The sequence below is a fragment of the Candidatus Tisiphia endosymbiont of Ditula angustiorana genome (genome assembly GCF_964026425.1).
Lineage (GTDB): Bacteria > Pseudomonadota > Alphaproteobacteria > Rickettsiales > Rickettsiaceae > Tisiphia.
This window is the reverse complement of the sequence record NZ_OZ032143.1, coordinates 156,570-182,602: the sequence shown is the minus strand read 5'-3', so window position 1 is coordinate 182,602 and position 26,033 is coordinate 156,570. Positions and strand designations below refer to the sequence as shown.

24 protein-coding genes, 1 tRNA gene and 5 pseudogenes are annotated in these 26,033 nt (G+C 31.5%); 19 read left to right on the top strand and 11 right to left on the bottom strand.

The window, feature by feature from the left end; genetic code table 11:
• Positions 1-9 precede the first annotated feature (9 nt).
• Positions 10-1,254: a group II intron reverse transcriptase/maturase gene (gene ltrA / locus AAGD29_RS00655; RefSeq protein ID WP_341757463.1), complete on the bottom strand. Its 1,245-nt coding sequence runs from the start codon at positions 1,252-1,254 to the stop codon at positions 10-12.
• A 438-nt stretch (positions 1,255-1,692) separates the two neighbouring features.
• On the opposite strand from ltrA, the gene AAGD29_RS00650 reads away from it, so the two are divergent.
• The 8 genes and pseudogenes from AAGD29_RS00650 to AAGD29_RS00615 all read left to right on the top strand — a co-directional run bounded on the left by AAGD29_RS00650 (position 1,693) and on the right by AAGD29_RS00615 (position 9,333).
• Positions 1,693-2,088 carry a transposase gene (locus AAGD29_RS00650; RefSeq protein ID WP_410521141.1) on the top strand — a complete coding sequence of 132 codons (396 nt, stop codon included), beginning with the start codon at positions 1,693-1,695 and terminating at the stop codon, positions 2,086-2,088.
• Positions 2,088-2,246 (top strand): hypothetical protein, encoded by a 159-nt coding sequence (locus AAGD29_RS00645; protein WP_341758126.1) that lies wholly within the window; start codon positions 2,088-2,090, stop codon positions 2,244-2,246. Before AAGD29_RS00650 ends, AAGD29_RS00645 begins: the two co-directional genes overlap by 1 nt.
• A gap of 544 nt (positions 2,247-2,790) precedes the next feature.
• Positions 2,791-3,339, top strand: a complete 549-nt coding sequence (gene pgsA / locus AAGD29_RS00640) for a CDP-diacylglycerol--glycerol-3-phosphate 3-phosphatidyltransferase (RefSeq protein WP_341758125.1) — start codon at positions 2,791-2,793, stop codon at positions 3,337-3,339.
• A 318-nt stretch (positions 3,340-3,657) separates the two neighbouring features.
• Positions 3,658-3,903, top strand: a pseudogene (locus tag AAGD29_RS00635) (transposase family protein); the annotation flags it as partial.
• Positions 3,904-4,070: 167 nt separating this feature from the next.
• A complete protein-coding gene (locus tag AAGD29_RS00630; protein ID WP_341758124.1) occupies positions 4,071-4,799 on the top strand; it encodes a hypothetical protein in 729 nt (242 codons plus the stop codon).
• Positions 4,796-7,048, top strand: a complete 2,253-nt coding sequence (locus AAGD29_RS00625; RefSeq protein WP_341758123.1) for a tetratricopeptide repeat protein — start codon at positions 4,796-4,798, stop codon at positions 7,046-7,048. Before AAGD29_RS00630 ends, AAGD29_RS00625 begins: the two co-directional genes overlap by 4 nt.
• A gap of 6 nt (positions 7,049-7,054) precedes the next feature.
• The gene (locus AAGD29_RS00620; protein ID WP_341758122.1) at positions 7,055-8,188 is read left to right on the top strand and encodes a hypothetical protein; all 1,134 of its coding nucleotides are present in this window, start codon (positions 7,055-7,057) and stop codon (positions 8,186-8,188) included.
• Positions 8,188-9,333 carry a hypothetical protein gene (locus AAGD29_RS00615; RefSeq protein WP_341758121.1) on the top strand — a complete coding sequence of 382 codons (1,146 nt, stop codon included), beginning with the start codon at positions 8,188-8,190 and terminating at the stop codon, positions 9,331-9,333. Before AAGD29_RS00620 ends, AAGD29_RS00615 begins: the two co-directional genes overlap by 1 nt.
• On the opposite strand, the gene AAGD29_RS00610 is transcribed toward AAGD29_RS00615, so the two are convergent.
• Positions 9,296-9,709 (bottom strand): helix-turn-helix transcriptional regulator, encoded by a 414-nt coding sequence (locus AAGD29_RS00610; protein WP_341758120.1) that lies wholly within the window; start codon positions 9,707-9,709, stop codon positions 9,296-9,298. The genes AAGD29_RS00615 and AAGD29_RS00610 overlap by 38 nt on opposite strands.
• 213 nt (positions 9,710-9,922) lie before the next feature.
• Between AAGD29_RS00610 and AAGD29_RS00605 the strand changes: the two genes are divergently transcribed.
• A tRNA-Ser gene (locus tag AAGD29_RS00605) sits at positions 9,923-10,012 on the top strand.
• A 714-nt stretch (positions 10,013-10,726) separates the two neighbouring features.
• On the opposite strand, the pseudogene AAGD29_RS10175 reads toward AAGD29_RS00605, so the two are convergent.
• A pseudogene (locus AAGD29_RS10175) lies at positions 10,727-11,509 on the bottom strand (recombinase family protein); the annotation flags it as partial.
• 325 nt (positions 11,510-11,834) lie between these two features.
• Positions 11,835-12,083, bottom strand: a complete 249-nt coding sequence (locus AAGD29_RS00600) for a hypothetical protein (RefSeq protein ID WP_341758119.1) — start codon at positions 12,081-12,083, stop codon at positions 11,835-11,837.
• Between the two features lie 361 nt (positions 12,084-12,444).
• Between AAGD29_RS00600 and AAGD29_RS00595 the strand changes: the two genes are divergently transcribed.
• The 6 genes from AAGD29_RS00595 (at position 12,445) to AAGD29_RS00570 (ending at position 15,046) form a co-directional block, all read left to right on the top strand.
• Positions 12,445-12,579, top strand: a complete 135-nt coding sequence (locus AAGD29_RS00595) for a hypothetical protein (protein ID WP_341758118.1) — start codon at positions 12,445-12,447, stop codon at positions 12,577-12,579.
• 489 nt (positions 12,580-13,068) lie between these two features.
• On the top strand, positions 13,069-13,302 hold the full coding sequence (locus AAGD29_RS00590) for a DUF1376 domain-containing protein (RefSeq protein WP_341758117.1): 234 nt from the start codon (positions 13,069-13,071) through the stop codon (positions 13,300-13,302).
• Positions 13,303-13,526: 224 nt separating this feature from the next.
• Positions 13,527-13,787 (top strand): hypothetical protein, encoded by a 261-nt coding sequence (locus AAGD29_RS00585; RefSeq protein WP_341758116.1) that lies wholly within the window; start codon positions 13,527-13,529, stop codon positions 13,785-13,787.
• 193 nt (positions 13,788-13,980) lie between these two features.
• Entirely contained in the window at positions 13,981-14,223 is a 243-nt protein-coding gene (locus AAGD29_RS00580; RefSeq protein ID WP_341758115.1) for a hypothetical protein, read from the top strand.
• Between the two features lie 12 nt (positions 14,224-14,235).
• A complete protein-coding gene (locus AAGD29_RS00575) occupies positions 14,236-14,796 on the top strand; it encodes a hypothetical protein (RefSeq protein WP_341758114.1) in 561 nt (186 codons plus the stop codon).
• Positions 14,797-14,812: 16 nt separating this feature from the next.
• Entirely contained in the window at positions 14,813-15,046 is a 234-nt protein-coding gene (locus AAGD29_RS00570) for a helix-turn-helix transcriptional regulator (protein WP_341757684.1), read from the top strand.
• Between the two features lie 50 nt (positions 15,047-15,096).
• Here AAGD29_RS00570 and AAGD29_RS00565 read toward each other — a convergent pair whose 3' ends face one another.
• Positions 15,097-15,354 carry a type II toxin-antitoxin system RelE/ParE family toxin gene (locus tag AAGD29_RS00565; protein ID WP_341758113.1) on the bottom strand — a complete coding sequence of 86 codons (258 nt, stop codon included), beginning with the start codon at positions 15,352-15,354 and terminating at the stop codon, positions 15,097-15,099.
• The gene (locus AAGD29_RS00560; RefSeq protein ID WP_341754024.1) at positions 15,344-15,595 is read right to left on the bottom strand and encodes a ribbon-helix-helix domain-containing protein; all 252 of its coding nucleotides are present in this window, start codon (positions 15,593-15,595) and stop codon (positions 15,344-15,346) included. The genes AAGD29_RS00565 and AAGD29_RS00560 overlap by 11 nt, the downstream gene beginning before the upstream one ends.
• Positions 15,596-15,814: 219 nt before the next feature.
• On the opposite strand from AAGD29_RS00560, the pseudogene AAGD29_RS00555 reads away from it, so the two are divergent.
• From AAGD29_RS00555 to AAGD29_RS00540, 3 pseudogenes are all read left to right on the top strand, one after another.
• A pseudogene (locus AAGD29_RS00555) lies at positions 15,815-16,126 on the top strand (DNA adenine methylase); the annotation flags it as partial.
• A 66-nt stretch (positions 16,127-16,192) separates the two neighbouring features.
• A pseudogene (locus AAGD29_RS10170) lies at positions 16,193-17,185 on the top strand (IS5 family transposase).
• Positions 17,169-17,681, top strand: a pseudogene (locus AAGD29_RS00540) (DNA adenine methylase); the annotation flags it as partial. The pseudogenes AAGD29_RS10170 and AAGD29_RS00540, both read left to right, overlap by 17 nt.
• A gap of 141 nt (positions 17,682-17,822) precedes the next feature.
• Here AAGD29_RS00540 and AAGD29_RS00535 read toward each other — a convergent pair.
• The 3 genes from AAGD29_RS00535 to AAGD29_RS00525 all read right to left on the bottom strand — a co-directional run bounded on the left by AAGD29_RS00535 (position 17,823) and on the right by AAGD29_RS00525 (position 19,904).
• Complete coding sequence (locus tag AAGD29_RS00535; RefSeq protein ID WP_341758112.1) at positions 17,823-17,957, bottom strand: hypothetical protein; 135 nt, start codon at positions 17,955-17,957, stop codon at positions 17,823-17,825.
• Positions 17,958-18,008: 51 nt separating this feature from the next.
• Positions 18,009-18,772 (bottom strand): IS5 family transposase gene (locus tag AAGD29_RS00530; protein ID WP_341757317.1). Its coding sequence is split into 2 segments (ribosomal slippage): positions 18,009-18,437 and positions 18,440-18,772, totalling 762 coding nucleotides; the frame shifts between segments, so codons are not numbered across the junction.
• A gap of 490 nt (positions 18,773-19,262) precedes the next feature.
• Positions 19,263-19,904, bottom strand: a complete 642-nt coding sequence (locus AAGD29_RS00525; RefSeq protein WP_341757363.1) for a recombinase family protein — start codon at positions 19,902-19,904, stop codon at positions 19,263-19,265.
• Between the two features lie 32 nt (positions 19,905-19,936).
• On the opposite strand from AAGD29_RS00525, the gene AAGD29_RS00520 reads away from it, so the two are divergent.
• Entirely contained in the window at positions 19,937-23,251 is a 3,315-nt protein-coding gene (locus AAGD29_RS00520; protein WP_341757362.1) for a Tn3 family transposase, read from the top strand.
• Positions 23,252-23,585: 334 nt separating this feature from the next.
• On the opposite strand, the gene AAGD29_RS00515 is transcribed toward AAGD29_RS00520, so the two are convergent.
• Together AAGD29_RS00515 and AAGD29_RS00510 are read right to left on the bottom strand one after the other, a co-directional pair.
• Positions 23,586-24,221: a hypothetical protein gene (locus tag AAGD29_RS00515; RefSeq protein WP_341758111.1), complete on the bottom strand. Its 636-nt coding sequence runs from the start codon at positions 24,219-24,221 to the stop codon at positions 23,586-23,588.
• A gap of 192 nt (positions 24,222-24,413) precedes the next feature.
• The gene (locus tag AAGD29_RS00510; protein ID WP_341757410.1) at positions 24,414-25,622 is read right to left on the bottom strand and encodes an ISNCY family transposase; all 1,209 of its coding nucleotides are present in this window, start codon (positions 25,620-25,622) and stop codon (positions 24,414-24,416) included.
• Between the last annotated feature and the right edge of the window lie 411 nt (positions 25,623-26,033).

Genomic DNA, 26,033 nt, shown 5'->3' with positions numbered 1-26,033 from the left:
ACTCTCGCGTTATACGGCTCTTCCTTTGGATTCACTTATCATGTACCAATGACAAAATGTGTGAGCTGATTCTGCTTTTAGTTTGCCTAAGTGTTTCCAAGCCTTATTCCATGTTGCATAACTCTCGTACTTCTTCTTAATAAATCGCACTAGATAGTTATTTATCACGTATTCTAGTTTGTATAAATCCGATCTCCTATAATGACCATAATAGTTTATCCATCCTCGAATAACCGGATTCACCCTTTCCGCTATATCTTCTAAGCTACCACTCACACTTACCTTAAGTTGCCACGTCTTCTTTATTTTATCTTTAATCATTTTCATAGCTCCTGTGCCAATTCCAGGCGTATATACAAGTTTACCGTGCCATATTCTTGGCTTAAAATCATACCCCAAAAAGCTAAATTTACGTGGTAAATTATGCTTCCTATGATCATGATCGTTTTTAATTCCTGTGTATACTATCTTGGTCTTTTCTAGGTTCAGCTCTAGCTTATATTGCTTTAGCCTTGCTTGAACTTTCTCTTTAATAAAATATGCTTGCTTCTCACTGCAACAATGAACCACAATATCATCGGCATATCTCTCATACTTTATATTGCTATGTATCTCTTGCATCCAATTATCAAAAGCTTCATGTAAATACAAATTAGCAAGTATCGGACTGACTACCCCACCCTGCGGAGTGCCTTTTTCCCTTGCTATTTCTATATTCCTGCCACTCTCTATTCCTGTCGCTTTCAAGAACCTTTTCGCATATAATACAATAACTTTGTCATCAGTATGTTTTAAAAGCATATCCAGTAATATATCATGATCTATATTGTCAAAGAATCCTTTAATATCAATCTCTACCAACCACTCATGCACAAAACACCTCTCTCTACATACCGTCACAGCATCTATTGCACTTTTACCGGGTCTGTAAGCATACGAGTTTTGGCAAAATTTGTCTTCTAGTATTGATTCTAGTCTATTCTTAACAACTACTTGTGCTATGCGATCACAAACAGTAGGTATCCCAAGTTGGCGATATCCCCCCTTAGCTTTAGGGATATTCACTAAAAGCACAGATTTAGCCATATAGCTTCCTGCTGACATCCTATTCCATATCTTATAGAGTTGATTATCCAAATCTCCTTCAACATCTTCTATAGTGATGCCATCAAAGCCACATGCTCCTCCGCTTTTTCGAACACTCTTCCAAGCATTCATTACTTCATCCTTGCTTACATCATAATGTTTAGTCATATAAGTATCATTTCCTACCTAATTGGTTGTTTGATCTTCTATCACTCCAAAAGTAAAGCCCTTTGCTCCAGTTTGTTTCCAAACCTTCATCGCTACTACAACTTTATCCGCCCCACTCCCATGGAAGAAAAGAGAATAGGAATGGTTCCCAAGTTCTAAGTAATAGCCTAATTCAAGTTCACGCCATCTCTATATCGACTGTCACTAATCCAAAACACACATTACCGATTAGTCCTTATCCTAGCGATGCTTGAGATTCCCTAGTTTTGACAGTATTTACTCAGATTTCGACACCTCATCGATTGGTTCGCTTACGCTCGTCTCCTTGAATCATACGTGACGATCTACATCGCCTTTTCCCCATCCGCTCAACACCATCTCCTTGAAAGAAACAGCACCGTGGGGTCGTTTGAGATCTGCTCGTGCTAGCCGATCTCGGTGGACCTACCACCATCTATTACTAAGCATTCAATAACTTACTACGATGAAGTTATTGATTCTTGGCACACTCAAGCTCATGATTTGCAAGGATCTGATGTTTTGATGAATGAATTGACGAAAGCGGATGCTGTACTTGCTGATAAGGCTTATGATGCCGATGTACGTATGCGAGATAAGCTGAAAGATAAGGGATGTATAGCTGTGATTCCCCCAAAGAAGAATCGTGTGAATCCAGCTAAGTATGATAAGGACCTATATAAAGCTAGGCATTTGATTGAGAACTTTTTTGCAAAATTGAAGCAATATAGAGCTATTGCAACACGATTTGACAAAACATCTCAGAACTTTTTGGGTGCTGTTTATATGGCTTCCATGGTAATTTGGCTCAATTGATGACACACCCTAGTAAGTTTAGCCAGTGGATGTTTAATTTATCTGATCGAAGAGGGCATAATAAAACAGTGATAGCTGTAGCTAATAAACTGGCAAGAGTGGTGTTTGCAGTACTCAAGTCAGGAGATGATTATGAGGAAAGTAAAGTTTGTAGCTAAAGAGTGGGTAGTAACGGAGATATTATAATTAACATAAATAGTGATTTATATAATTAATAGGTAAACAACAAAGAATATGTAAGAGATTCCAACTTGGAATATGCGAAAGAATAATAATATTGATGGTAAATAAGACAAACCTTAGCTTACAAAAAAACTGTCTAACTCATGGGCTTAAATAAAGCCGTTAAGGTGATTATGTTCAAGTTTGTAAGCTAGGGAATTCCATCAGGACTATAGAGTGAGTTTTATCTGTATTATTAAAAAATATTAATAAAATTTACTTTGTTATAAGTCGGATACATGTATGCATTTGCTTTTTTGCTATTAACGTTATTTTTTTTCTTGCATTTTACAGGAACTCCATACATGAGTTATTAAAAATTATATTAACCTGAGTTCTATATAAGACATCGGTTTAATAGCCTACTAGGTTAGTTCTTTTAAGTTATTCTATAAAAATTTGTTCCTATTTTCTTGGATTTAGGTCATAATCCGTCGTTGTCATTTCCTCAAGAAATCAAGAAGTAAAAATATATAATAAATGAATATTGATAAAAATATACCAAATTATCTGACGATAGCTCGTATTGTGGTTATTCCAATTATTGTAATGACCTTTTATCTAGATAACTCTAAACTCGCTCATAGAATTGCAGCGTTATTATTTATTATAGCTAGTATTACTGATTTTTTTGACGGTTATCTTGCTAGAAAATTTGATTTAGTATCAGGGTTTGGTAAAATGTTTGATCCAATAGCTGATAAATTATTAGTAGGTTGTGTAATTATAATGTTGGTAAAAAAAGGAGCAGCGGGAGAGATACCGTGCTTATTAATTTTAGCTCGTGAATTTTTGGTGGCTGGACTACGTGAATTTCTAGCTTTGATTCAAGTAAGTATTCCTGTGTCTAGATTAGCTAAGATTAAAACATTTACCCAAATGTTTGCTTTGTCAGCGTTAATTCTTGGTTCTAAAGGTTCAGGTATAATTTATATGGATTTAATAGGCCAAATAGCTTTATGGATTGCCGCACTTTTAACTGTAGTAACCGGATATTCATATTTGAAGGCTTGTAGTAAATATTTTTAATTACTATTAGTTTAAATTCTTGCTTTCACGAAACAATCATTCATTATAATAAAAAATAAAATTATTGATGCCATAATAACTTAGCGTAGCATAAAAAGTATGATATATAACTAAGTGATAGGTATATTTACGCTATGCAACGTGGTTATTAACAAAGATGATAAAAATACTTGCCTAACATAGCCTAAAAAACCTTATGTAATCTCTAACTATTAGTTTATTGGATCATGAAGGAGCAAAATTCACCATATTTAGATAAATTAAGGCAAAATTTATTCAAAATATTTATCTTAATTTTTATAGCTTATAGTACAATATACAGGATATCAAGGTATACAAAAAATTCACAATAATTCTGAATTACCAAAGAAAAAAAGCAAGAAAAATCCTTTAACTAAAAATGATAAAAAGAATAATCGTAGGTTAGCAGGAGAAAGAGTTCTAAATGAAAACGTTATTGGTATGCTAAAACGGTTCAAAATTATTGCTGACAAATATCGAAATAGACGTAAAAGATTTGGTCTTAGATTTAATTTGATCTCTGGCATTTATAATTTTGAACTACGTCAACCAGTTTCGAATGAGGTCTATTGTTATATTTTCTCTTTAGAAGCTTATTTAAGAATCTCAATAAATCATATGCATTACATTATCAAGACAAATATGCTACAGAATTAGAACAACTTAAGTTTAATTATCAGCAGGAATTAAAAAATTGCGAAACCTCTTTAATGAGAAAAATTTGGAATAATGATTTCAATAAACAAAAAGATTTAGAAATTAATTGTTTATTTGCTCAGGAAGCTAATCAAATATCCTTGCTTGATAAGAGTTCTAACAATCAAGAAGATATGATCAAGGATTATAGGTTAAAAAACTTTGGTGATAAAGTACCTTGCTCTATACTTCTGTATCAAGAAAATAAAATAGAAGAAATTAATGCTAGTAAATTAGTTGACTTATTTACTGACAGATTTAATCAGGAAGACGAAAATATATCGGTTGAAATTTTAAGCAAAGCAAAAGTATTATATTTTGCTTCTAATGCAGCGTTGTACCAAATCATTTATAGTGTTATTAACTATCTATTTTTTTTGTTAAAGAAACAATCTTCTACTACCAAACACAATATTAGATTAACTATCGATAATATAAAACAAAAAATAGAGCTACGTTTTGAATATGACGGTTATCCTATAATGACAGCAGAAGAGCTGCTAAAAACATCAAATCATTTTTTCAAAACTCATGCTAACCCTTTTTTACTTAATTTAAGTCAAGTATTTAATATATTAAGAGCTGATGGATTCAACTATAAAATAAGTTATAACCAAAGCAATATTATAGAAATCTATCCAAATGATTCAAGCATAAGACAGAAAAATAAAAGTAACCCGCAACCAGTAAAAACAGAAAATAATGTGATTCTACTAACTTCTTTAACTAGGAAAAAAAAATGAATAAATATTTATTGTCACTTATGATGTTATTTATAGTCAATAATTCATTTGCCCATACACAAATATCTAATGTGATTACACCAGTTAGCTATTTTATCAATCATGGGAAACAGCTTAAGACACTTAAGGATATCTTAAGTAAATATAGACAAGCAAGTATAGTAGGAACTAGCGGTATCGGCAAAACACAATTTGTCAGAATGTATGCTTATGAAAATAAAAATAATTATGATATTATTTGGTTTTTTGATTGTAACCTTGATCTTAATGAGGAATTTGTCAAGTTAGCTAAACAGCTTAATAGTATCAAGAAGGCTAATATATCTGAAGATGTTACTTTTGCTAAGAAAGAAGTAATGTCATATTTAACTCATAGTAATAAGTGGTTATTAATATTTGATAATCTAAAAGTTAGTGAGAATAAGAAAGTTCAAGATTTAATTGATTGGGAACATAATGGCAATGTAATATTTTGTTCACAAGATAGCGAAATTTTACCTAATGCGATAGAGATGGCTTTATTTGATAGAACTACGACCATAGAGTTAGCTAATAATCTATTGGATAATAACGATAAGAATGATATTGAATTTTTGACAGAAGCCTTTAATGGTTATCCAATACTTATAGTTCAAGGTACTCAATTATTAAATAAGGTCAAAGGTTTAGATAAAGAGGAATATAAAAAGAAAATCCATCAATCGACTGATAAAATAGCAACAAATATTAGTATGGCTATAAAGGAATTAAAGCCTAGTGCAATAAAGTTACTTAATAAAATAGCTTTATTAAATAATCAGAGTTTCTCGAAGCAACTCCTTACTATCATTACTGATAGTAAAGAGACTCTAGATGATGATATATATCAATTATCTAAGTTTCTGCTGATTAGTAATATTGAGCCTAATGAAAATAATCCTATTTTTGAAATGCATGATGTTGTTGCTAATAAAATAATGGAGATAAATGGCAATAATAACAAAATATATTTAGAAAATATTATTAGCAAAATACCTAAATTTAAAGGGTCTTATTCAGGATATTTGTGGAGGGGTGCGAAAACTACACCAGAGAATTTAGAAATTCTTCTAAAAAACTCTGAGAAATATAATATTAACATATATCCAATACTTACCTTAAGAAGTGAATTACTTTCTCTATATGTAAACCTTTATAATAATAATAAAGCACAACAAATGGTTGATTGGTTTAGTCAGAAAGATAAAAACAAAGAATTTAAATTGTGGCAAATGTCTAAATATCAAAAATTTTATTACGCTAGATATTTAGGAGCAATAGGAGTGTATCATACAAGAATATTAAGAAATTTTGACACAGCGATTTCTTATCTTACTAAATCATTAAATATTTTAGATAAGCTTGAGGATGATGCATCTAATCATTTCCTTAAATTTTATTTTATATCCTATATATCTGCATCTCATATATTTTTGGGTAATATGACACTTGCTGAAGAATCTCTTAAAAAGATAGAAAAATTAGCAAAACAAGGAATAATACAAGAAGCTGATTCATTTATAATATATCTTTTAAAAAGTACATTATTTAGTATGCAAGGCAAATATAATGAAGCTTTAGAATGTGTAGATAAAGTTATTAAAATATTTATACAAAGTGGCTCACATACTAATGACCCATACTTTACTGCAGCTTATATGCTTAGAACACAAATATTGAATTCTCTTGATAGATATCAAGAAGCCTATGCTCAAGCTAAGCAATTATATGACATGTATAAACCTGTACAAAGTGAAAGAGATACGATATTTGCTTATATTTACACCCAAATGGCAAAAAGTGAATTAGGTTTAGGTAAAGTAGATAAAGCTTCTGAATACATTAATAAAGCTATTCCCATATCTTTAGCAGTGGAAAACAGCAATCCAGAGAAAATAAATTATTCTAAAAATCCTAGCTTAGCAGCTAGTTATGTAGTACAAGGTGATATTTTGTTCGCCCAAGATAGGCTTAAGCAAGCTATAGAATCTTATAAGAAAGCATTTGTTATATATCATTACTTATATAACGAGAGAAGTAAAAATGTTGCTAAAGTAAGTGATTTGTATAATCATGCAGCAAAAGCAGCTTGTAAAAGCAAAGATTTATATAATTATAAATTCTTTGGTAAACCGCAAGTTAAAGAATTTGGAATACATCACCCTAATACTACCAGTATGTTTGAATATTGCAAACAATATAATATGGATTTGTGGGCAAAGAAAAATTAAGGTTATATGAATAAATATTTAGTGCTAATAATATTATTAATCACAAACTGTGAATCTTTTGCTCAAGAACAAAAAATATCTAATTTGATTACACCGGTTAGCTATTTTGTCAATCATGAGAAACAGCTTAAGATACTGAAGGATATCTTAAGTAAATATAGACAAGCAAGTATAGTAGGAACTAGCGGTATCGGCAAAACACAATTTGTCAGAATGTATGCTTATGAAAATAAAAATAATTGTAATATTATTTGGTTTTTTGATTGTAACCTTGATCTTAATGAGGAATTTGTCAAGTTAGCTAAACAACTTAATAGTATCAAGAAAACTAAGATACCTGAAGATGTTACTTCTGCCAAGAAAGAAGTAATATCATATTTAACTCATAGTAATAAGTGGTTACTAGTGTTTGATAATCTAAAAGTTAATGGAAATAACAAAGTTCAAGATTTAATTGATTGGGAGCATAATAGCAATGTAATATTTTGTTCACAAGATAGCGAGAATTTACCCAATACTATAGAAATGACTTTATTTGATAAAGCTACTACCATAGAGTTAGCTAATAATTTATTGGATAATAAAGATAAAAATGATATTAAGTTTTTGATAGAATCTTTTAGTGGTTATCCAATACTTATAGTTCAAGGTACTCAATTATTGAATAAGGTTAAAGGATTAGATAGAGAAGAATATAAGAAGAAAGTTTATCAATCAGCTGATAAAATAGCGATAAATATTAGTATGGCTATAAAGGAATTAAAGCCTAGTGCAGTAAAGTTACTTAATAAAATAGCTTTATTAAATAATCAGAGTTTCTCGAAACAACTACTTACTATCATTACTGATAGTAAAGAGACTCTAGATGACGATATATATCAATTATCTAAGTTTCTGCTGATTAGCAATATTGATCCTAATGAAAATAATCCTATTTTTGAAATGCATGATGTTGTTGCTAATAAAATAATGGAGATCAATGGCAATAAAAACAATCAAATATTAGAAAATATTATTTCTAAACTCCCTAAACCCAAAGGTATACAGTCGGAACAATTGTGGAGGACAGCAAAGACTATACCTGACAACCTAGAGGTTCTTCTACAGAATTCTGAAAATATAATATTGACATATATGTAATGCTTGATTTAAGAGTCGAGTTGTTTGCTGTATATGTAAGGGATCATAATCTATATAAAGCAAAACAAATGATTGATTGGTTTGAATACAAAGATAAGGACAGAGCATTCAAACTGTGGAAAATGTCTGAATATCAAAAATATTGTTATGCTAGATATTTGGGGTTAATAGGAGAGCATAGTAGGTTGTCATTAGCAAATTTTGAAATAGCCATTTCTTATCCTACTAAAGCATTAAAGATTTTAGATAATCTTAATGGTGATTATGCTTTTTTAAAATTTAATCTTAACTCACACATCGCTGTATCTCAAGTATCTTTGGGCAATGTACACACTGCCAAAGAAATCCTAAAAAAAATGGAAGAATTATTTAAACAAGGTTTACAAGAAGCTGATATATTTAGAATCTATTATTTAAAGGCACGTTTATTTTTTATCCAAGGCAAATATAATGACGCTTTAGATTACATAGATAAATATGTTGAGGTATTTATAAAAAGTGGATTAAATATTAATCATCTACACCTTACTGCACCTTATGTATCTAGAGCAGAGATACTAAGCTATCTTGGCAGATACCAAGAAGCTTATGCTCAAGCTAAGCAATTATATGACATGCATAAACCTATAAAAAGTGAAGACCATAGGACATTTGGTTATATCTACAGAACAATGGCAAGAAGTGAATTAGGGTTAGGTAAGATAGATAAAGCCTTGAACCATATTAACAAAGCTATTATAATATTTTTAACAGATGAATATGGAAATCCCAAGAATACAGAATATTCTCAAGATCTAAATTTAGCGGGAGGCTATGTACTACAAGGAGATATTTTGTTTGCTCAAAATAATATTAAACAAGCAATCGAATCCTATAAACAAGCATTTACCATATATCATTACTTATATAAAGATAACAGTAAAAATATTGTTCAAGTAAGTGATTTATATAATCATGCAGCAAAAGCAGCTTGTAAAAGCAAAGTTTGTATAATTATAAATTTTTTGGCAAGCCACAAATTAAGGAGTTTGGCATACACCACTCTAATACAGTTGATATGTTTGAATATTGCAAACAATATAATATGGATTTATGGGCAAAGCAAGATTAAGGTTTGTGATATTTATCAATCATCCAATCTATAAATGTATTATCAACAGACTGCTTTTTCAGTGCATATTCATATACTTCTTTTATTAGAGATGTAAGATTTGTAGATGAAAAAATTAAGTTTCTTTCAATTAACATATTAATTGTTGCACTAGTGGCTTTACTAAAAATTTTCATTTGATCAATAGTTAGCACTTCATGGCTTATTTCGTTATCAACAACAAGAGCTTCTAGGCTAATATCTAAGGCTTTTGCAATTAATTGTAAATTATTAGCACTAGGATTTTTTGAACTACCATACAAAATGCTATAAACAGTATTTCTACTTAATCCAGTTTTTTTCTCTATCTCTACAGCATTTATATTTTTTTGCATCATTAATGAGCTAAGTTTGGTTTGTAAATTTGCCATAGATAAGATTTTATATGTAAAATTAATATTTCTAAATAATAAGGTATAACTATCAAAAAGTAAATAACTAATAATTAATTATAATTAATTGATTTGGATTACGGGAGTTTGTAACACTAATTTTTAATGATCTAATAAAAAGTTTAAATTACCATACCCTCTCACAAACATTTATACTTGAATTTTTTCAATCTATCTGATATGTATTATCTTGGATAGGTGTCCGAGTGGTTTAAGGATCTAGTCTTGAAAACTAGCGTGCGGGTAACCGTACCGTGGGTTCGAATCCCACCCTATCCGCCATTCGGTACAAGTTGTCGTTTTTTCAAAAATATCGAACGGGAAACGTAGAGAGGTCTCAAGTTTTTTGCCCCTTAGTTTGAGGTTCTGAAATACGAAATTTATCATTTTGCGTTTTTGGGGCATTTCAGAACCTTTAAAAGTTTCATAGGCTTCAGATGCTAGAGTTATTAGCGTTGTAGCGGTATCAGTAAATTTATCGTCTGCTTCCTCATAAACTTTAATTAAACGAGCAATTTCATATTGGCGATCTTTTAATTGTTGTTTTTTTCTTTGAAATTCTTCTGTACTAAGTTCTCCATTGAGTCGCAAATCTATTAATGAATTTAATCTATTCTCATTTTCGGTATGTTCTTTCTTTAAAGCAGCTGTTGCTTGCCCATGCTCATCTTTCTTTAGCTCATTTGTGTTTTTTAAATAGGCTAGAGTCTCTTTTAGCATTTCTGGGTCTCTTATACCTATTCTTTTAAAAACCTCTTCTACCTGCTTTAAAACCTCATCTTCTCTTACATAAATCTTCTTGTTTGGATTCTTTGGATCCCATGTACCTAAATAAGTCCATTCATCCACTTTGCCATCTGAATATGTTTTGCTGTGAGTTTCAGCTGTTACAACTTTACCAGTTACTGCACAGGTGATTAATCCTCTAAAAAGAAAATCCTTACCACCATATTTAAAAGGCTTCTTCTTCCACCCTAAACGTACATCTTTACATGCCATAAAAGTCTCTTTTGTTATAATTGCTTGGTAACCATGTGACCACATCTCTCCTTTTACTCTCATTTCACCGTAATAAAATGGTTGTTGGATCATGCGATGCACTACTGTTTTATTGACGTAGCAATTGTTTTTGCTTCTAAGACCAAGCTCCTTAGCTTTTTCAGTCAAATAATTAAGAGTATACATTCCTGTTGCATATTCTTCAAAGAGTTTTTTTATGATAGAACCTCTTACAGGATCGAGAATTACTATACTGTTTCCTCTTTCATCTCGACTATTTAGGTAACCAAGAGGGGCTGGTCCTATCCACTCTCCTTTACGCAATTTATGATCTAGGCTTCTTTTAACGTTATCACTTAAACTATCAACGTAAGATTGTGCCATCAATACGTTCATTCCCCACATTAGCTTTGCATGAGACTGAGAATCTTTATCTATTATGTAACCTTCTGTTCTAAAATGTAATTCTATCTTACCAGCTTTTATTGGTTCTTCTAGTAATGAAATTTCTGAGATTCTTCTTTGTACTCGATCTACTTTATCAGCAACTATAGCAATTGTTTCTCTATGGCTTTTAGCAAATTTGATCATCTCTTTAAATTGTTTGCGATCACCTCTGCTGGAAGATTCGATAATTTCAAAAGTTTCGATAACTTCAAGATTTTTACGTTGGCAATATTCTACTAATCTATATTTTTGAGCTTCAATTGAATACCCTTCTTCTTGCTCCCTTGTTGAAACACGAACTAAAATTATTGATTTTGTTGCTTTGTCTGTCATATTTTTTCCTTTGATAATAGTAATAATAAATTAGAGTTTAAATTAATAAGTATTATGCATTCAGAGATAGAGCAAATACTGGACAAGTCAAGTTGAGTTTGCATTAAATTATCCAAGTAACCCCAGTATTAGAGCCAAGTGTAACATTTTTTCAGCATTAATAATTTTTGGTTATTGTAAAAATAATTGTTTTAACTCGTAGCAGGAGTAACTTTATCAAGTGCTTTATCATAGATACCCCTAATTTAGCTATTTTAAGGCTATTACACGGCTTTTTAGTATCATTATGGTTAGAGCCTAGTTTTTGAATTATTACGCTCTAAGTCTAAATATGGGCTTCTTTAAAATCACATTTCATCTTACTTTGCTCAGTCCTTTGCTTTTTCATCTTATAATCGATAATCTCCTGACAAAAACCTATTAAGTTTCTAGCTGCTGCGTGAAGTTCTTGGTCTGTAAGTTTACCTTTAGACATAATTGTTAGTTTGCTAACAATTGCTGTGTAAATTTCTTCAGACGAACGTTTATCTCTGTCTATTTCTTTTATCATCTGCTGTATATAAGCATTTTGCATAATATTCCCCTGTTGTTAAGCTTTTAGTCCTACTGTTTTTATATTACTGTTAACTATTTTTTTTTGATTTACAATAGCCATTTCATAACGTGAAAAGATCTATAACTGATAAACTCCTGCCTTATTTGGTTTAATATGTAAAAAAATTTCATGATATGAAATTTCTTTTAAATTCTTTGTATTTAGACAACTAATAGTGTTTTGTTAGTAAGGATTAAATCTTAATACTAATCGTTATGAAATTACTCACATGGTTAGAACTGTCTAAAGTGTCGGTACGAGAATTTGCTGAAATGATAGGCAAGAATCAAAGTTTAGTAATAAATATGTCTACGAAGAAACAATACCTGGGCGTAAGGCTATGATCAAAATTTACACGGTTACTAAGGGAGCAGTTGATGCCAACATTTTTTTTAAGCTTTCTGACCAAATATTTGAAGAAGAATTAAAAAATAAAAAGAACCCTCCCAAACCTGAAATAGATTTTAGCTATTGATACTTTCAGTTCGTTATAAATCTCTTTTATCGACCAATTACTTAAGCTAGTTAAGTGGTAGAGAATAATCTTATACTTAAATAGCTTATCTATAACATTTACTTTTAGGTTGTTATTTTTATTACATATAATCATTTGAGTTGATTATATGTTTTTATAGCTAACCGAAATAGCAAGGTTATTATTAGTTGTAAATATCAATAAAATTTTCTTAATTTTAGGTACTAAGTGGTAAAAGTTATCCACAAAATCCGTGCATTAATCTATGGATGAATATGTGTATAATATGTGGATATCACGTGGATAAGTTTTTTTACCCTGTGGATAAGAGGTGAAATTTGGATTTTTTTATAACTTTTTTGGGATTTTTTTTGCATTTTTTTAGGTTTTTTTTTGATTTATACGCTCGTATAGTTTTTTTTTGCCATTTTTTGAGAGTTTTTTTATGAGTTTTTACAGCTAAATTATCTAAAATTATAGGAGATTATTATGTTAAAATCTAAGAGCAAACCCTTTTCTCTATCATCTTTTCTTCATGGCACTAATTTACTTAGACATGATGAATTAGGAATTTACATTAGACTACTTGAACATATGTGGATAAGTAGTGGAAAATTGCCAAATAATGACCAAAAATTAGCACATTTTTTAAATATTTCGCTAAAAAAATTTTGCAAAATTTTTTCATTTTTTCTGATAAAATTTTTACACATTTGGAGTTGAAAAACGAATGCCAAAAACTCATAAAAGTATCACGACAAAATTCCTTGAATATAGCAAAGAGATGGGAGAAACATCGTAGTCAACTGATCGAATCTGCAGGGGAAAAAGATACCCCCTCTAATGATACGACCGTATATACGACCGTAATACGATCGTATTACCTACGCGCACGCGCGTCTAAAGATAATTATATTGATATAAGATTAGAGGATGATGATAGGCTTGTGGATAAGTCACCAGTGATTGCCAAATTAGCAAAAACCGAAATAGCAGAACTAACTCAAAAGCTACAAGGGTTGTTCAATAAGCACGATATGGTTTTACCAGCAGATGCGTCGTTGCTTATAGAATGGCTAGAAAGCGGTATTAGCAAAGATTTTATCTACCAAAAAATCGAGCAAGTAGTAGCTCGCATTTGCCTGCATCAACTTCAACACCCAAGATCATTTGCTTATTTCACCCCAGAGATAAAACGTTACTGTTAGGCAGGGTAGTAGTAAGTGGAAGTTAAAGGTGCATTTGATAAAATAAATTTCACAATATGAAATAATTTAAATTATTTTTTTGCTTTAGTCTTTCTTTTTTATACAAAAGACCATTTCATGCAATGAAAAGCCTATTGTTTTATAAAAAAACCTTGTCATACTGTGATTAATAAAGGCAATTAGAGTAAAAATTATGAACAAAACTACCTTAGAAAAATCTCAACCTCAGCTTGCTTCAATGAAGCCAGTTAATGGACTTCTTGTAGAATTTGCTTCTGTGCAAGGATTTGACGGAGACTCAGAACCTCAATCCGCAGCGTACTCAAATTCTGTTACGGATTTGAGTCTAGACTCATTGTCTAAATCACCAGCAGAAGTAGTATTATGCGAGAAGTCTAATGAAATTTACAAAAATAGTGAGAGTAAGCATGAATAAAATGGTAAAAAAATGATTAAATATCCAATGAGTGAGCGGCTAATGAACCAGTGTTTAATCAATGAAGTTGTGTTTACTGGTTTAGTAAAAAATGTACTACAAGCAAAACTGATTGACCAATTAACTGGTACGTTTAACTTACAGATTCAAGAATTTGGCTATCGTCAATTTTTAAGCAATGGCACAACTATGGGTTTCTGTACCCGGAATTTTTGCACCAAAAATATTGACAATAGCCAAAACAAAAATCTTAGCTACCAATCTCTAATACAATTCTACAGTCAGCAAGCATGTAACAGTTTTGTCATTTACCAAAGAACCAAAGATAAAATTGAAGGGTTTTATTTTTTGCCATCAACTAATAGTCCGGAAATTATTAGCTATTACCTTAGCCACTTTGAATCTTTTGAACAGTTTATTAGTCTTGTAAGTCTTTACGTTAGCCTAGTTCTAGGTAGTATAAGATGCAGTAATTCATACTGCCAAAACTTACACAACAATGGCTTATACGTAAAAATTTTTAGCCCCAATAGCTTGGCAGAATTATTTCCTGAAGGGGTTTTAAACAATTAACTAAAATAACCCTATTATGCAAACAACTAAAATTAACGTAAAATATTTAGGCAAGTCTTTCATTCTTACTCAAAGATCTATGGAATGTCTTACACTTGCAGCTCTTGGCTTTCCTAAAAAGCACATAGCAGCTAGACTAGGCATATCGTACAGAACTGCAGAAAAACATATAACAAATGCTAAAAATAAAATTGGCATCTATCACCACCGACAATTATTAGATTTTTTATTTTCTTACCAACTGTTATAAGTAGCCTACTACCTCTTACTGATAATACAAATCAATATAAAAATTCTACACTAATAAATATTACTTCTATGTCCTATTTTATTTATAATGAGCAAATTATTTTCTAAATCAATTTCATAAAGTATTCTGTAGTCACCGTATCTATATCGATAAAGACCTTTGTATTTACCAATTAACGGCTTTCCTAATTTTTGTGGCATCGATGTTAAATAGTTTTCCACTTTATTATATATTTTTAAAGCGATATCAGGAGAAATATTTGATAAATCTGCATCTGCTTTATCCTCCCATTTAGTTTTATAAACCATGCTCTGCACGATATCTTTCTTCTAATCTTTGTTTCATTTCTTCAGAAGTATAAAATTTTCTGTTTGGACTTTTTATTCGTACTAAAGCATCTTCTGCATCCTCTATATCTTCTAGTTGTTCTTTAATGTAGCTTTCAATTGCTTTATGAACAATATAGCTTTTTGATCTTTCCATTGATTTAGCTATCAAAGATAAAGAGTTATTTAAATCATCTGGAATACGTGTAGTAATTGTGGTCATAATAATGTCAATGTATTGTTGAATACATTGTATTCTAATATATTCATTATGTAGTTGTCAAGACTACCAAACAACAAAATAAATGGGTAAAAATGTCAACTATTCGTTTTTAGTTAATCTTCTATGCTTTACTAGAGAATAATTGAAGGATAAATTTAAATGACCCAGCAGCAAATTACTAGAAATGAAAGCACCAACACGGCTACTAAAATAACTGCTATTCGTACTACAGTTAATCCCATTATTAGTCCATTTTTTCAATGGGTAGGAGGGAAAAGAAAATTTATTGATAAATTGCTTGAACGCATTCCATTAGATTTAAATAATTATTATGAACCTTTTCTTGGCGGTGGAGCACTGTTTTTCCAAGTAAAAGATAAATTCAATAAGTGTTTTTTATCTGACATTAATCTTGAACTTACAACAAGCTACAATGCTGTCAAAAAGAATCCAACAAAAATTATTGCATTATGTGAATTATATAAACTAAAACATAGTAAAGAGTATTATTATCAAGTCAGAGACAATAATAGGCTTCTTTCGAAACTAGACAATGATGTAGAATGGTGTTATAAATATCTGATTTGAAGTAATAATATGAAATTCGATCAGATTAAAGAGTTAGAGGATGAAAAATTTCGTCGATTAACAGGAGTAAAGAAGGGAACATTCTCAAAGATGGTGGATATTTTGAGGCAAGCTGATGGTCTTAAGAAATCAAAAGGTGGGCGTAAAAATAAGCTCAATTTGGAGGAACAGTTGCTGATGGTCTTAGAATACCTTAGAGAATACCGTACTTATTTCCATATAGGTCAGAACTATGGGATTAGTGAAAGTTCAGCATATAAAGCTGTTAAATGGGTAGAAGACACCCTAGTTAAACACCCAAACTTTGCTCTTCCAGGTCGTAAAGCTCTAATGAAGAGTGATATGAATTATGAAGTAGTCTTGATTGATGCTACTGAGAGTCCTATAGAAAGACCCAAAAAAAACAAAAATTCTATTATTCAGGAAAGAAGAAAAGGCATACACTAAAAACTCAAATAGTGGTAGACAAGAAAACACACCAAGTAATATGTACAGATTTTTCTAACGGTAAAAAACATGACTTTAGATTATTTAAGGAATCCAAAATTCTTATCCATCCTAAGGTTAAAGCGATTACTGATACAGGATATCAAGGTATACTGCTCGTAAATGAAGAGTTGGTAGACGAAGATCAAAATCAACAAGTGCTAGGAGTGTCCAAGCCGAGGAGCACAGCGTACATTAGTACGTGAGCACCGCAGGTCTTGGACAACAACAACGCAATTGTTGATTTTCATCGAGTATATACAAAAAATTCACAATAATTCTGAATTACCAAAGAAAAAAAGCAAGAAAAATCCTTTAACTAAAAATGATAAAAAGAATAATCGTAGGTTAGCAGGAGAAAGAGTTCTAAATGAAAACGTTATTGGTATGCTAAAACGGTTCAAAATTATTGCTGACAAATATCGAAATAGACGTAAAAGATTTGGTCTTAGATTTAATTTGATCTCTGGCATTTATAATTTTGAACTACGTCAACCAGTTTCGAATGAGGTCTAATATTAATAGCAACGATCCTCTAGAAATTACCGCAAGATTCTTGTATTTAAACCGATATTCTTTTAGAGGAGTATATCGAGTAAATAAATATAACCAAGTACAAATGTCTTATTCTATAAGGAAATATTGTCAATCTAATAATTTTGCTACCATACTTAACCAATGCAGCAATCTTTTGCAAAATACTCTAATTTACGCAAGTGATTTCTCGTTTATTGAACCTAAGGCTAATGATTTTGTTTATTTTGATCCACCTTATCATAAATCAGGTGAAACTTTTTATACTAGGTTACCATTTGGTGAAAATGACCAAGTAAGACTTAGTAATTTTGCCAAAGAATTAAGTAATAAAGGTGTGAAACTTATGCTCTCTAACAGTGATACAAGCTTTATTAGAGATTTATATAAAGGTTTTAATATTAGCACTATTACCGTTAAATATTCTATGTCAAATTATAGAAAAATATCTAATGAATTATTAATAACAAATTATTGAACCAAAAATCATTATATAAATATTTCTAAATAATAATTTTAGTTAGAGTAGACGTAAAGGATACCTTTTCCGTCTACTCTACTAAATCCTACTTTGTTATCTTAATATCACAGATTAAAAAAATAAAGATAAGTAATTTTACTAAAATTTACCAGCTAAAGCATCGATAATCACTTTATTATTAATAATTATGGCATCTAAATATTTTATGACTTGCTGTAAATACCATATAATGGTTGTAGAGCTATCACCGGAATATTCGTATATTTTTTTCATTAACTTATCATTAGAACAAGCTGTTTTTAAAACCCTTTCTAGGGTGTGTCATCAATTGAGCCAAATTACCATGGAAGCCATATAAACAGCACCCAAAAAGTTCTGAGATGTTTTGTCATATCGTGTTGCAATAGCTCTATATTGCTTCAATTTTGCAAAAAAGTTCTCAATCAAATGCCTAGCTTTATATAGGTCCTTATCATACTTAGCTGGATTCACACGATTCTTCTTTGGGGGAATCACAGCTATACATCCCTTATCTTTCAGCTTATCTCGCATACGTACATCGGCATCATAAGCCTTATCAGCAAGTACAGCATCCGCTTTCGTCAATTCATTCATCAAAACATCAGATCCTTGCAAATCATGAGCTTGACCCGGGGTAAGATGGAATCCCGTTGGATTCCCTAGAGCATCACATGTGGCATGGATTTTAGTACTCAGCCCCCCTTTACCTCGTCCAATTGCTTGGTCATCATCTAACTCTTTTTTTTAGCACCGGCACTATGTTGATGAGCCCTAACAATGGTTGAATCAATCATGGCATACTCGTTATCAGCATCTTCAGCCAGCATCTCAAAAACCTTTTTCCACACACCTGTCTTGCTCCACCTTGAATGACGTAGGTGAATCACTCGAAAATCTCCAAAACGTTCAGGTAGGTCTCTCCAAGGTATACCAGCCCTATATCGATACAAGACTGCTTCTACAAATAGGCGATTATCCTTGGCTGTTACACCAACAGACTCTTCCCTTCCAGGTAGCTTATCTTTAATCCGATCCCATTGATCGTCACGTAGAGCATATCGACGCATAGAGAAAATTTATCCTTAATTTTTTCTCTATTACACAACAAATAAACGCTCCTGTCAACTTAATTGATGACACACCCTAATATTAGTCGTGCTTCCACTAATTGTGGTTGAAGTTCGTACAAATTAGTAATTTCTTTAACTTCTTGTTGATTTTCATCATTATTGGACATATGATTTTCCTACTGTTTTTTGAGGTTATAAAAAACGGTGTACAACAAGGTTAGATAAGTAAAATTGGCGTTTTAACTCTAACCTTGTGGTACTTACTTTGATGTTACTTGCAACTACAACGCAACATCAGATCCACATTTATCTGATATAATCCAAGAGTACAGTGAGATCGTAGAATAAATATGATTATTTCTTGAAAATATGAAGAACAGCTGCAAAGATGGGGTTCGAAGCACAAATCCCCGCCGATAAACCAGCATGAACTAAGCCTTTTATAATATAGGTTTTAGAGTGTTTTTTGTGTTATTAATTAAACCATTTAAAAACTCGTATTTTTGTCTCCATTTAAACTATCTTTCAATTTTCTTTTTTGAATATAAGTATTAAGCGATATATGGTTATTATAACCAAAGAATTTGGATATTTTTCTTACCGACAGACCTAGTTTTAGTAATTCTTTAATTTTACTAACGTCTTTATCAAACTTGCTTTTTTGTATACTACCAATTGGTTTACCTAATATTTGTCCTTGAGCTTTTTTAAGTGCAAGGGCATCTTTAGTACGAACACTGATTAGATCACGTTCAAGATCTGAAAATAATGCAAACAAGGTAATTGTGACTTTGGAATTCATATCCTGCTTGCTAATGTCAAGGTTTTGTTTAAGTATTACCACTCTGATATTTTTTTTTACTAATTCATTGACCAGATCTATGACTTCAGGAGTACTCCTGCCAAGCCTACTCAGCTCTGTTACAATCAACATATCAGTACTACAGAGTTTTCCTAAAACGTCTTCTATCCTTCGCTGTTTAGAAGTTTTTCTAGAAGAAACTTGAATTTCAATAAACTCAGATATTTTTAGATTATTTCTCTGGGCATACTCTAATATTGCAAGTTTTTGATTATTTAATTCCTGTTTATCGGTTGAGGTACGAATATAAGCTATAATTTTGGTCATTCTCTAGCCTGTTAAGTTTTAACTGTATTTTTATGAAAAAACTATACATATTGTATTATTTATATAACATATATAGCACTTACAAAATAGCAGTATCTTATCGACCGTTTTATCATATACAAAAAGCTATGATTTATGGTTTTATGGTTACAGGTTATAAACGCATCAAAATTTTAAGCGAGGCTGAAGTCAATGATCTTTATTCTTTGCCAAAGTTCACATTAGAAGAAAGGATTGTTTTCTTTTCTTTAAATAAGAAGGAGAGGCAGCTCATTGAAAAAATTCCCGATATTTCTTCTAAAGTTCATGCAATATTACAACTTGGCTATTTTAAAGCTAAAGGTCGGTTATTTTCTTTTGACTACAAAGATGTTCTGCTAGACTTGGATTATGTGTTAACTCAGTATTTTGCCATACAAGATAAGCGTAAAAGTATATTGCTTAAGGCAAAAAAAGAAGAAAGCAATAAGAAAATTTTGGCTTTACTGAATTTTAGAGACTTCAATGATAAAGCACGTAAAGAGCTTGTAGAACAAGCTTTGCTTTTAGTGCGTATTCATGCAAATCATCTAGATATTTTTAGGGAAATACTATCTCAGATTCAGATAAAACAAATTGTATTACCAAGTTACACTATATTACACGATATAATCAGCCTATCAATCAGTATCGAATTTAAACGTATAGAAAATATACTTCGAGATAATATACCTCCAGCACTTGATAATTTTTTGTTAGGTATGACTCAATCAGGCTCTACAATGAATTTATCAACACTCAAGCGAGAACCAAAGAATTTTAAATACTCAGAACTCAAAGAAGAATGTGCTAAGTCTCGTATATATTCAGAATATTATAAACTATCCAAACAGCTAATAGATAAACTTGAAATATCACCTAAATGTATTAGGTACTACGCCAGTATTGCAGATGAGTATAATATTTACAGATTAGAGCAATTTAGCAAACCACTTAGAAACCTGTATTTGCTATGCTACATTAATCAGAGATACAAAGAGATCATCAATAATTTAGTTACTAGTTTTATCTATTGTAATAACAACTTCATTCAAGAGTCCAATGAATATGCTCATCAGCAACTCGTACTCCATACAGTTCATTATAATGATAATTTACCAAAAGTAAGTAGCTTATTAAGATTTATGGGAGAGGCGGAACAAATAGAGCATACAAATTTTTGGAAATCTGCGTACAATATTCTCCCTAAAACTCAGTATCTACCAACAGCTGACTATATTGAGGGACAATCCTTTGACTTTGAGTCTGCTAAATGGGAATTCTATGTTAATAAAGCCAAGCGTATTAAGGGTAATCTCCGTATGCTATTTAGATCAATAGAGTTTTGTAGCAGTAAAAAGGATGATGATTTAATGCAAGCAATATCCTTTCTACAGGATGTTTTTGATAAAGAAGTGCCGCTAAGTAAGATCGCTAACGATAAATTTCCTGACACATTTATTCCAAAAAGTATCAGAAAATATCTATATATTTTTAAAGGCAATGAAACTAACACCAAACCCTCTGATGCAGCACAAACGTCACCTACGTCCAACCAAAGTCAAATCTTGGCTGGAACTGCCGTAACCACAACTCCTACGGCTGTTACTACAGCAACTAAACCAACCTCAAGCACGGCTACAACCTCCAATGCTTATCATCTAGATAAATATGAGTTTTATCTATACCAATCTATTGTAAAGGAAATTGATAAGGGGAATATTTTTTGTAATGAAAGTACTAAGTATAAAAGCCTAAGCACGGATCTTGTTTCTGATAAGGTATGGCAAAATAAAGACGAACTCATACAAAAACTGAACTACCCTAATATTGCTGTTGATATAGAACAAAGACTTGATGAATTAGAAACAAAACTTCATGCAAAAACTTTAGAAGTGAATAGAAAAATTGCTAGTAAAGAAAATAGCCACATTAAAATAAAAGAGAGTAAGACTAAAGCTGGCAAAGAGGATAAAGATGGTAACAAGAACTACAAATGGCACTTAATCAATCCTACTGTAGATAAGAGAGATGATAATTTCTTCGCTGGAATACCAAATATTAATATTAGTGAGTTGTTATATTGTATCAATGAGCAAACCAACTTCTGTGAAGCTTTTGATCATATCAAACCACGTTACTCTAAGCAAAAAGCTGATTATGAAGGAATCATTGCCTGCATTGTAGCCAATGGGTTTAGTTTTGGTACTTATCGCATGGCACGAAGTTGTGATATAAGCTATAGCACTCTGAGTAATATAGAAAAAAACTTTTTGAGCCTAGAAAATTTACGAGAGGCTAATGATATTATCAGTAACAAAATAGCTAGTCTTAAGGTATTTAACTCGTGGAACATTTTGACGGATAAATTACTAGCTGCAGTAGATGGCCAAAAGTTTGAAACAAGGTTAGATACTATGCAAGCAAGATACTCTCCCAAATATTTTGGCTTATATAAAGGCATTGTTCCGTTTAGTATGGTACTTAACCATGTGCCGATCAATTGCAAGATGATTGGTGCGAATGAGCATGAGAGCCATTATACCTACGACATTATATATAATAATACCTCTGACATTGATCCAAACGCCATATCAGGAGATATGCATTCAATTAACAGGGTTAACTTTGCTGTGCTTGATTCCATAAGCAAATTATTTATGCCAAATTTTAGCGACCCAAAAGAACAAGTCAAAAGCCTTAGAAGTATGAAGCCTTTGACCTTATACAAAGACTGCTTTATCAAACCAACTAAACTCGCCAATAGAAAACTCATCACAGAAGAATGGGATAATATTCAAAGAATATTTATATCGCTCGCGACGATGGAATCAACCCAAGCTACTATTATAGGTAAGTTGTCATCTCATAAGAGGTACAGCAGAATTAAAACAGCTCTTTGGGAATATGATTCAATACTGAAAAGTCTCTATTTATTAGATTTCATCGATGATGACATTTTACGGAGTCAAATTCGTAAAGCTTTAAACAGGGTTGAAGCTTACCACCAGCTACGTAGAGCTATAGCAAAAGTACATAGTGGGAAGTTTAGAGGACAGACCATTTTAGAGAATGAGATATGGAATCAATGTTCTAGATTACTGGCGAATTCTATAATATTATACAATGCAATTATACTAGACAAACTGCTTGCAGAGCTTACCACACAAGGAAATATAGAGGGAATAAACTATTTAAACAGCGTGTCTCCAGTAAGGTGGGAACATATTAACTTTATCGGCAAATATGAGTTTATGCAAGTAAAAGAGACAATAAAAATAGAGGATATAGTTGCACAGTTACAAAAAAATCTAAAAACAACCTTGTAAACCTAGAGATATAAGGTACATAGAGCATCCTAGTTTATCGGCGGGGATTTGTGCTTTGGATACCAAGATGAGACATCAGTAAATAATTGCTATAATTAAATCAAATTTCACTTATTACAGTTATTATTGTAGTTATGGTAAATAAGCTAGATAAGTAATTAGCCATTGTGGCTAATTGCAACATTATTGACATTTTTGGGGGCATTTATTATTGATGTAACTGTTTAAAATTTAAAAATTTTAAACAGTTGTTAAATGTTATTCAGTTAGTCTTTATAAAAGTAAAAATATAAGATTAACTAAAAAGGAGGAGGAGTGGCGGAAACCCTATATCTCAGTTATAGTTATCCACCAGTTTTTTATTATTTTCCTCTAGCACTTTAATTAGTAGCTCTAACACTTCATAACTAATATCATTGTTTTCAAGATCTATATAATCCATTATTATTTCGCTACTAATTTTATTAGTATTTAAACTTTTTACCAATTCCATTACCCCCTTATCACTAATATTATTATAACTAAGCTTTACTTGCCTTATAGTCCTATTAATTTCTAAGGCCTTGAAAAGTTGTACAAACCCCTCATCATTAATATTATTGACATTGAGATTTATTCGCTTGATGGTTTTATTATTTGTTAGGAATTGTGCCAGTATGATTGCTCCTTGATCTCCAATATTGTTGTATTCAAGGTCTATATCAGTTAAAGCAATATTATTCTCTAATGCTTTAACAAGATGCTTTATCCCCTGATAACCTATATTAGTTTCGGTAAGATTTATATAGGTGGTAATTTTATTATTTTCAAGAAACTTGGCAAGTAACTCAGCTCCTTCTGTTCCAAGTCTAATTTTTTCAAGATTTAGTTTAGTTCTATTGTTGCTTTGAAAAATTTTGCAAAACAGTCGTATAGAGACTTTAGTGAAATTATTTATTTCTTCATTTGTTAAATAGTTTTGTTGTGTCAATAACATTCTAAAATGTCCGGGTTTTGTAACAAGGTAATTGTCCGTTTTATTGTGAATCTTTTTTTTAAATTCTTAAAAAATATTTTTTAAAATTTAGATGGTTGTGGTTGTGGAATTGTGGGAAACTTCGTTAGAAGTTATCCATAATTCCACAACCAGTTAAAGTTAGTGATTCACAATAACTAGCTCACTTTAGGCTGCAATATTGACGCTATCAGCCTTTTTGCTTAACTTCACAATTACCTTGCCACTTGCATCATATTTTGCTACTCTCCTAGCACCATGGAAAATAGCCAGTTCTCCATTGGTGTATTCATGTATCATTACTCTACATTTTACATAATGATACCTCTGGTCATTACTTGGGATTTGCAAGAGTTTTTTGTTATAGGAAACAGTATTATCTTTTGCTACTACTCTTTCCTCTTGAATCGATAATATATCTTGTAAATCCCTTCCAGTATAGGGGATAAACGCACTCTCCTTAAGCTCTGGGGTCACGCAAAACTGCTCATTATATTCTGGAACAAAAACTTCCTTAAGATAACAATTTGCCTCTCTAATCGTTCTAATACCAGCTACTCTGAATTCTTGTGGTAACCGCTTCTGAAGAGAGCCAAACATCCTCTCTGACCTACCTCTCGCCTCTGGGGAATAGGCATGGATAAGCTGAATGCCAAGTTGCTTGCACGCTCTTCCTACTTGTGTCGGGTTATTCTTATCTACCTTACCACCGGCTATTGCCGTGTAAGCATAATGGCTACCTCTATCCACATACAGAGAACTAAATAACCCTTTAGCTTCTATGACTTCTGTCAGGGCTATAAAACAACTTGCTGTTCCTTCTTCTTCTATTAAAAATGCTGAATATATTTCATTGCTAGCATCGTCCATTGTCACTATCAAATCCGGATGATACCCTAGTCCATAAATCCACTCATGTGTAGAACCATCCTGATGCAGCATCATGCCAACCATGGGCTTCCTAGGTCTTTTAAGACGATGGTGAGGTTTCTTATTAGTAAGTTTAGTTACTAATCCACATCCTTGCAGCGATATCCTAACAAAATTATAACTATGCTTAAATTTATGTTTCTTTACTAGCTGTTCATGAAAATGCTTAGATGTAAAATCATAGTATGTTTCTTCGTATAATTTTAGCATTTGCTCTACTTCATCTACTGCTACTTTGTTAGGTGGCATATGACCTATCCTTCTATCTAACAGACCAAAAAATCCACTTTCTTCATACCTCACTTTCTTTCGTCTAAATGTTCTCTCACTACATCCTAATAAATCTGCTGCAACTTCGTTGCTAATTTCTCCTCTATCGTATCTGTCGTATATTTCTTCAAATCGCATTTTTATAACCTCTTGTAATATGTTTGTCTTACTTGGCATAACCTCTCTCTTCTAATTGAGAGAGACTTATACTCTATTTACGGACAATTACCTTGTTACCAAATACGGTCATACACCTTGTTATCGACAGTTAAATAGTTTTGTTGTTGATCTTTAATATCGCTCACCATATAATTAACCCCTATTTTTGTCTATAAAAAATGGACACTGAGGTTAGATTTAAAAATCATCCTATTTCTTGTCTAACCTCGGTATTTGACACCACACTGCGTAGTATCCACACCACATTTAATCCCACTAATTGACAGAGTCTAGAGAAAATTTTTGCCTAGGATATTTTTTTGCGAAATTTAATAGATCAGCGGTAGAATAGAGACACTAGGAAAAATATTATCTTAAAAAATACTACAACATCAAACACCAACACTTGGCAGCTGAAGACTATTGTTT

Coding starts and splice junctions, on each gene's coding strand:
- AAGD29_RS00565 (WP_341758113.1), bottom strand. CDS start 15,354: ATGGTTTATAAAACTAAATGGGAGGATAAAGCAGATGCAGATTTATCA.
- AAGD29_RS00570 (WP_341757684.1), top strand. CDS start 14,813: ATGCAAACAACTAAAATTAACGTAAAATATTTAGGCAAGTCTTTCATT.
- AAGD29_RS00620 (WP_341758122.1), top strand. CDS start 7,055: ATGAATAAATATTTAGTGCTAATAATATTATTAATCACAAACTGTGAA.
- AAGD29_RS00520 (WP_341757362.1), top strand. CDS start 19,937: ATGAAAAAACTATACATATTGTATTATTTATATAACATATATAGCACT.
- AAGD29_RS00580 (WP_341758115.1), top strand. CDS start 13,981: ATGAACAAAACTACCTTAGAAAAATCTCAACCTCAGCTTGCTTCAATG.
- AAGD29_RS00575 (WP_341758114.1), top strand. CDS start 14,236: ATGATTAAATATCCAATGAGTGAGCGGCTAATGAACCAGTGTTTAATC.
- AAGD29_RS00630 (WP_341758124.1), top strand. CDS start 4,071: ATGAGAAAAATTTGGAATAATGATTTCAATAAACAAAAAGATTTAGAA.
- AAGD29_RS00560 (WP_341754024.1), bottom strand. CDS start 15,595: ATGACCACAATTACTACACGTATTCCAGATGATTTAAATAACTCTTTA.
- pgsA (WP_341758125.1), top strand. CDS start 2,791: ATGAATATTGATAAAAATATACCAAATTATCTGACGATAGCTCGTATT.
- AAGD29_RS00625 (WP_341758123.1), top strand. CDS start 4,796: ATGAATAAATATTTATTGTCACTTATGATGTTATTTATAGTCAATAAT.
- AAGD29_RS00535 (WP_341758112.1), bottom strand. CDS start 17,957: ATGAAAAAAATATACGAATATTCCGGTGATAGCTCTACAACCATTATA.
- AAGD29_RS00510 (WP_341757410.1), bottom strand. CDS start 25,622: ATGCCAAGTAAGACAAACATATTACAAGAGGTTATAAAAATGCGATTT.
- AAGD29_RS00595 (WP_341758118.1), top strand. CDS start 12,445: ATGATCAAAATTTACACGGTTACTAAGGGAGCAGTTGATGCCAACATT.
- AAGD29_RS00645 (WP_341758126.1), top strand. CDS start 2,088: ATGACACACCCTAGTAAGTTTAGCCAGTGGATGTTTAATTTATCTGAT.
- AAGD29_RS00600 (WP_341758119.1), bottom strand. CDS start 12,083: ATGCAAAATGCTTATATACAGCAGATGATAAAAGAAATAGACAGAGAT.
- AAGD29_RS00610 (WP_341758120.1), bottom strand. CDS start 9,709: ATGGCAAATTTACAAACCAAACTTAGCTCATTAATGATGCAAAAAAAT.
- AAGD29_RS00525 (WP_341757363.1), bottom strand. CDS start 19,904: ATGACCAAAATTATAGCTTATATTCGTACCTCAACCGATAAACAGGAA.
- AAGD29_RS00615 (WP_341758121.1), top strand. CDS start 8,188: ATGCTTGATTTAAGAGTCGAGTTGTTTGCTGTATATGTAAGGGATCAT.
- AAGD29_RS00590 (WP_341758117.1), top strand. CDS start 13,069: ATGTTAAAATCTAAGAGCAAACCCTTTTCTCTATCATCTTTTCTTCAT.
- ltrA (WP_341757463.1), bottom strand. CDS start 1,254: ATGACTAAACATTATGATGTAAGCAAGGATGAAGTAATGAATGCTTGG.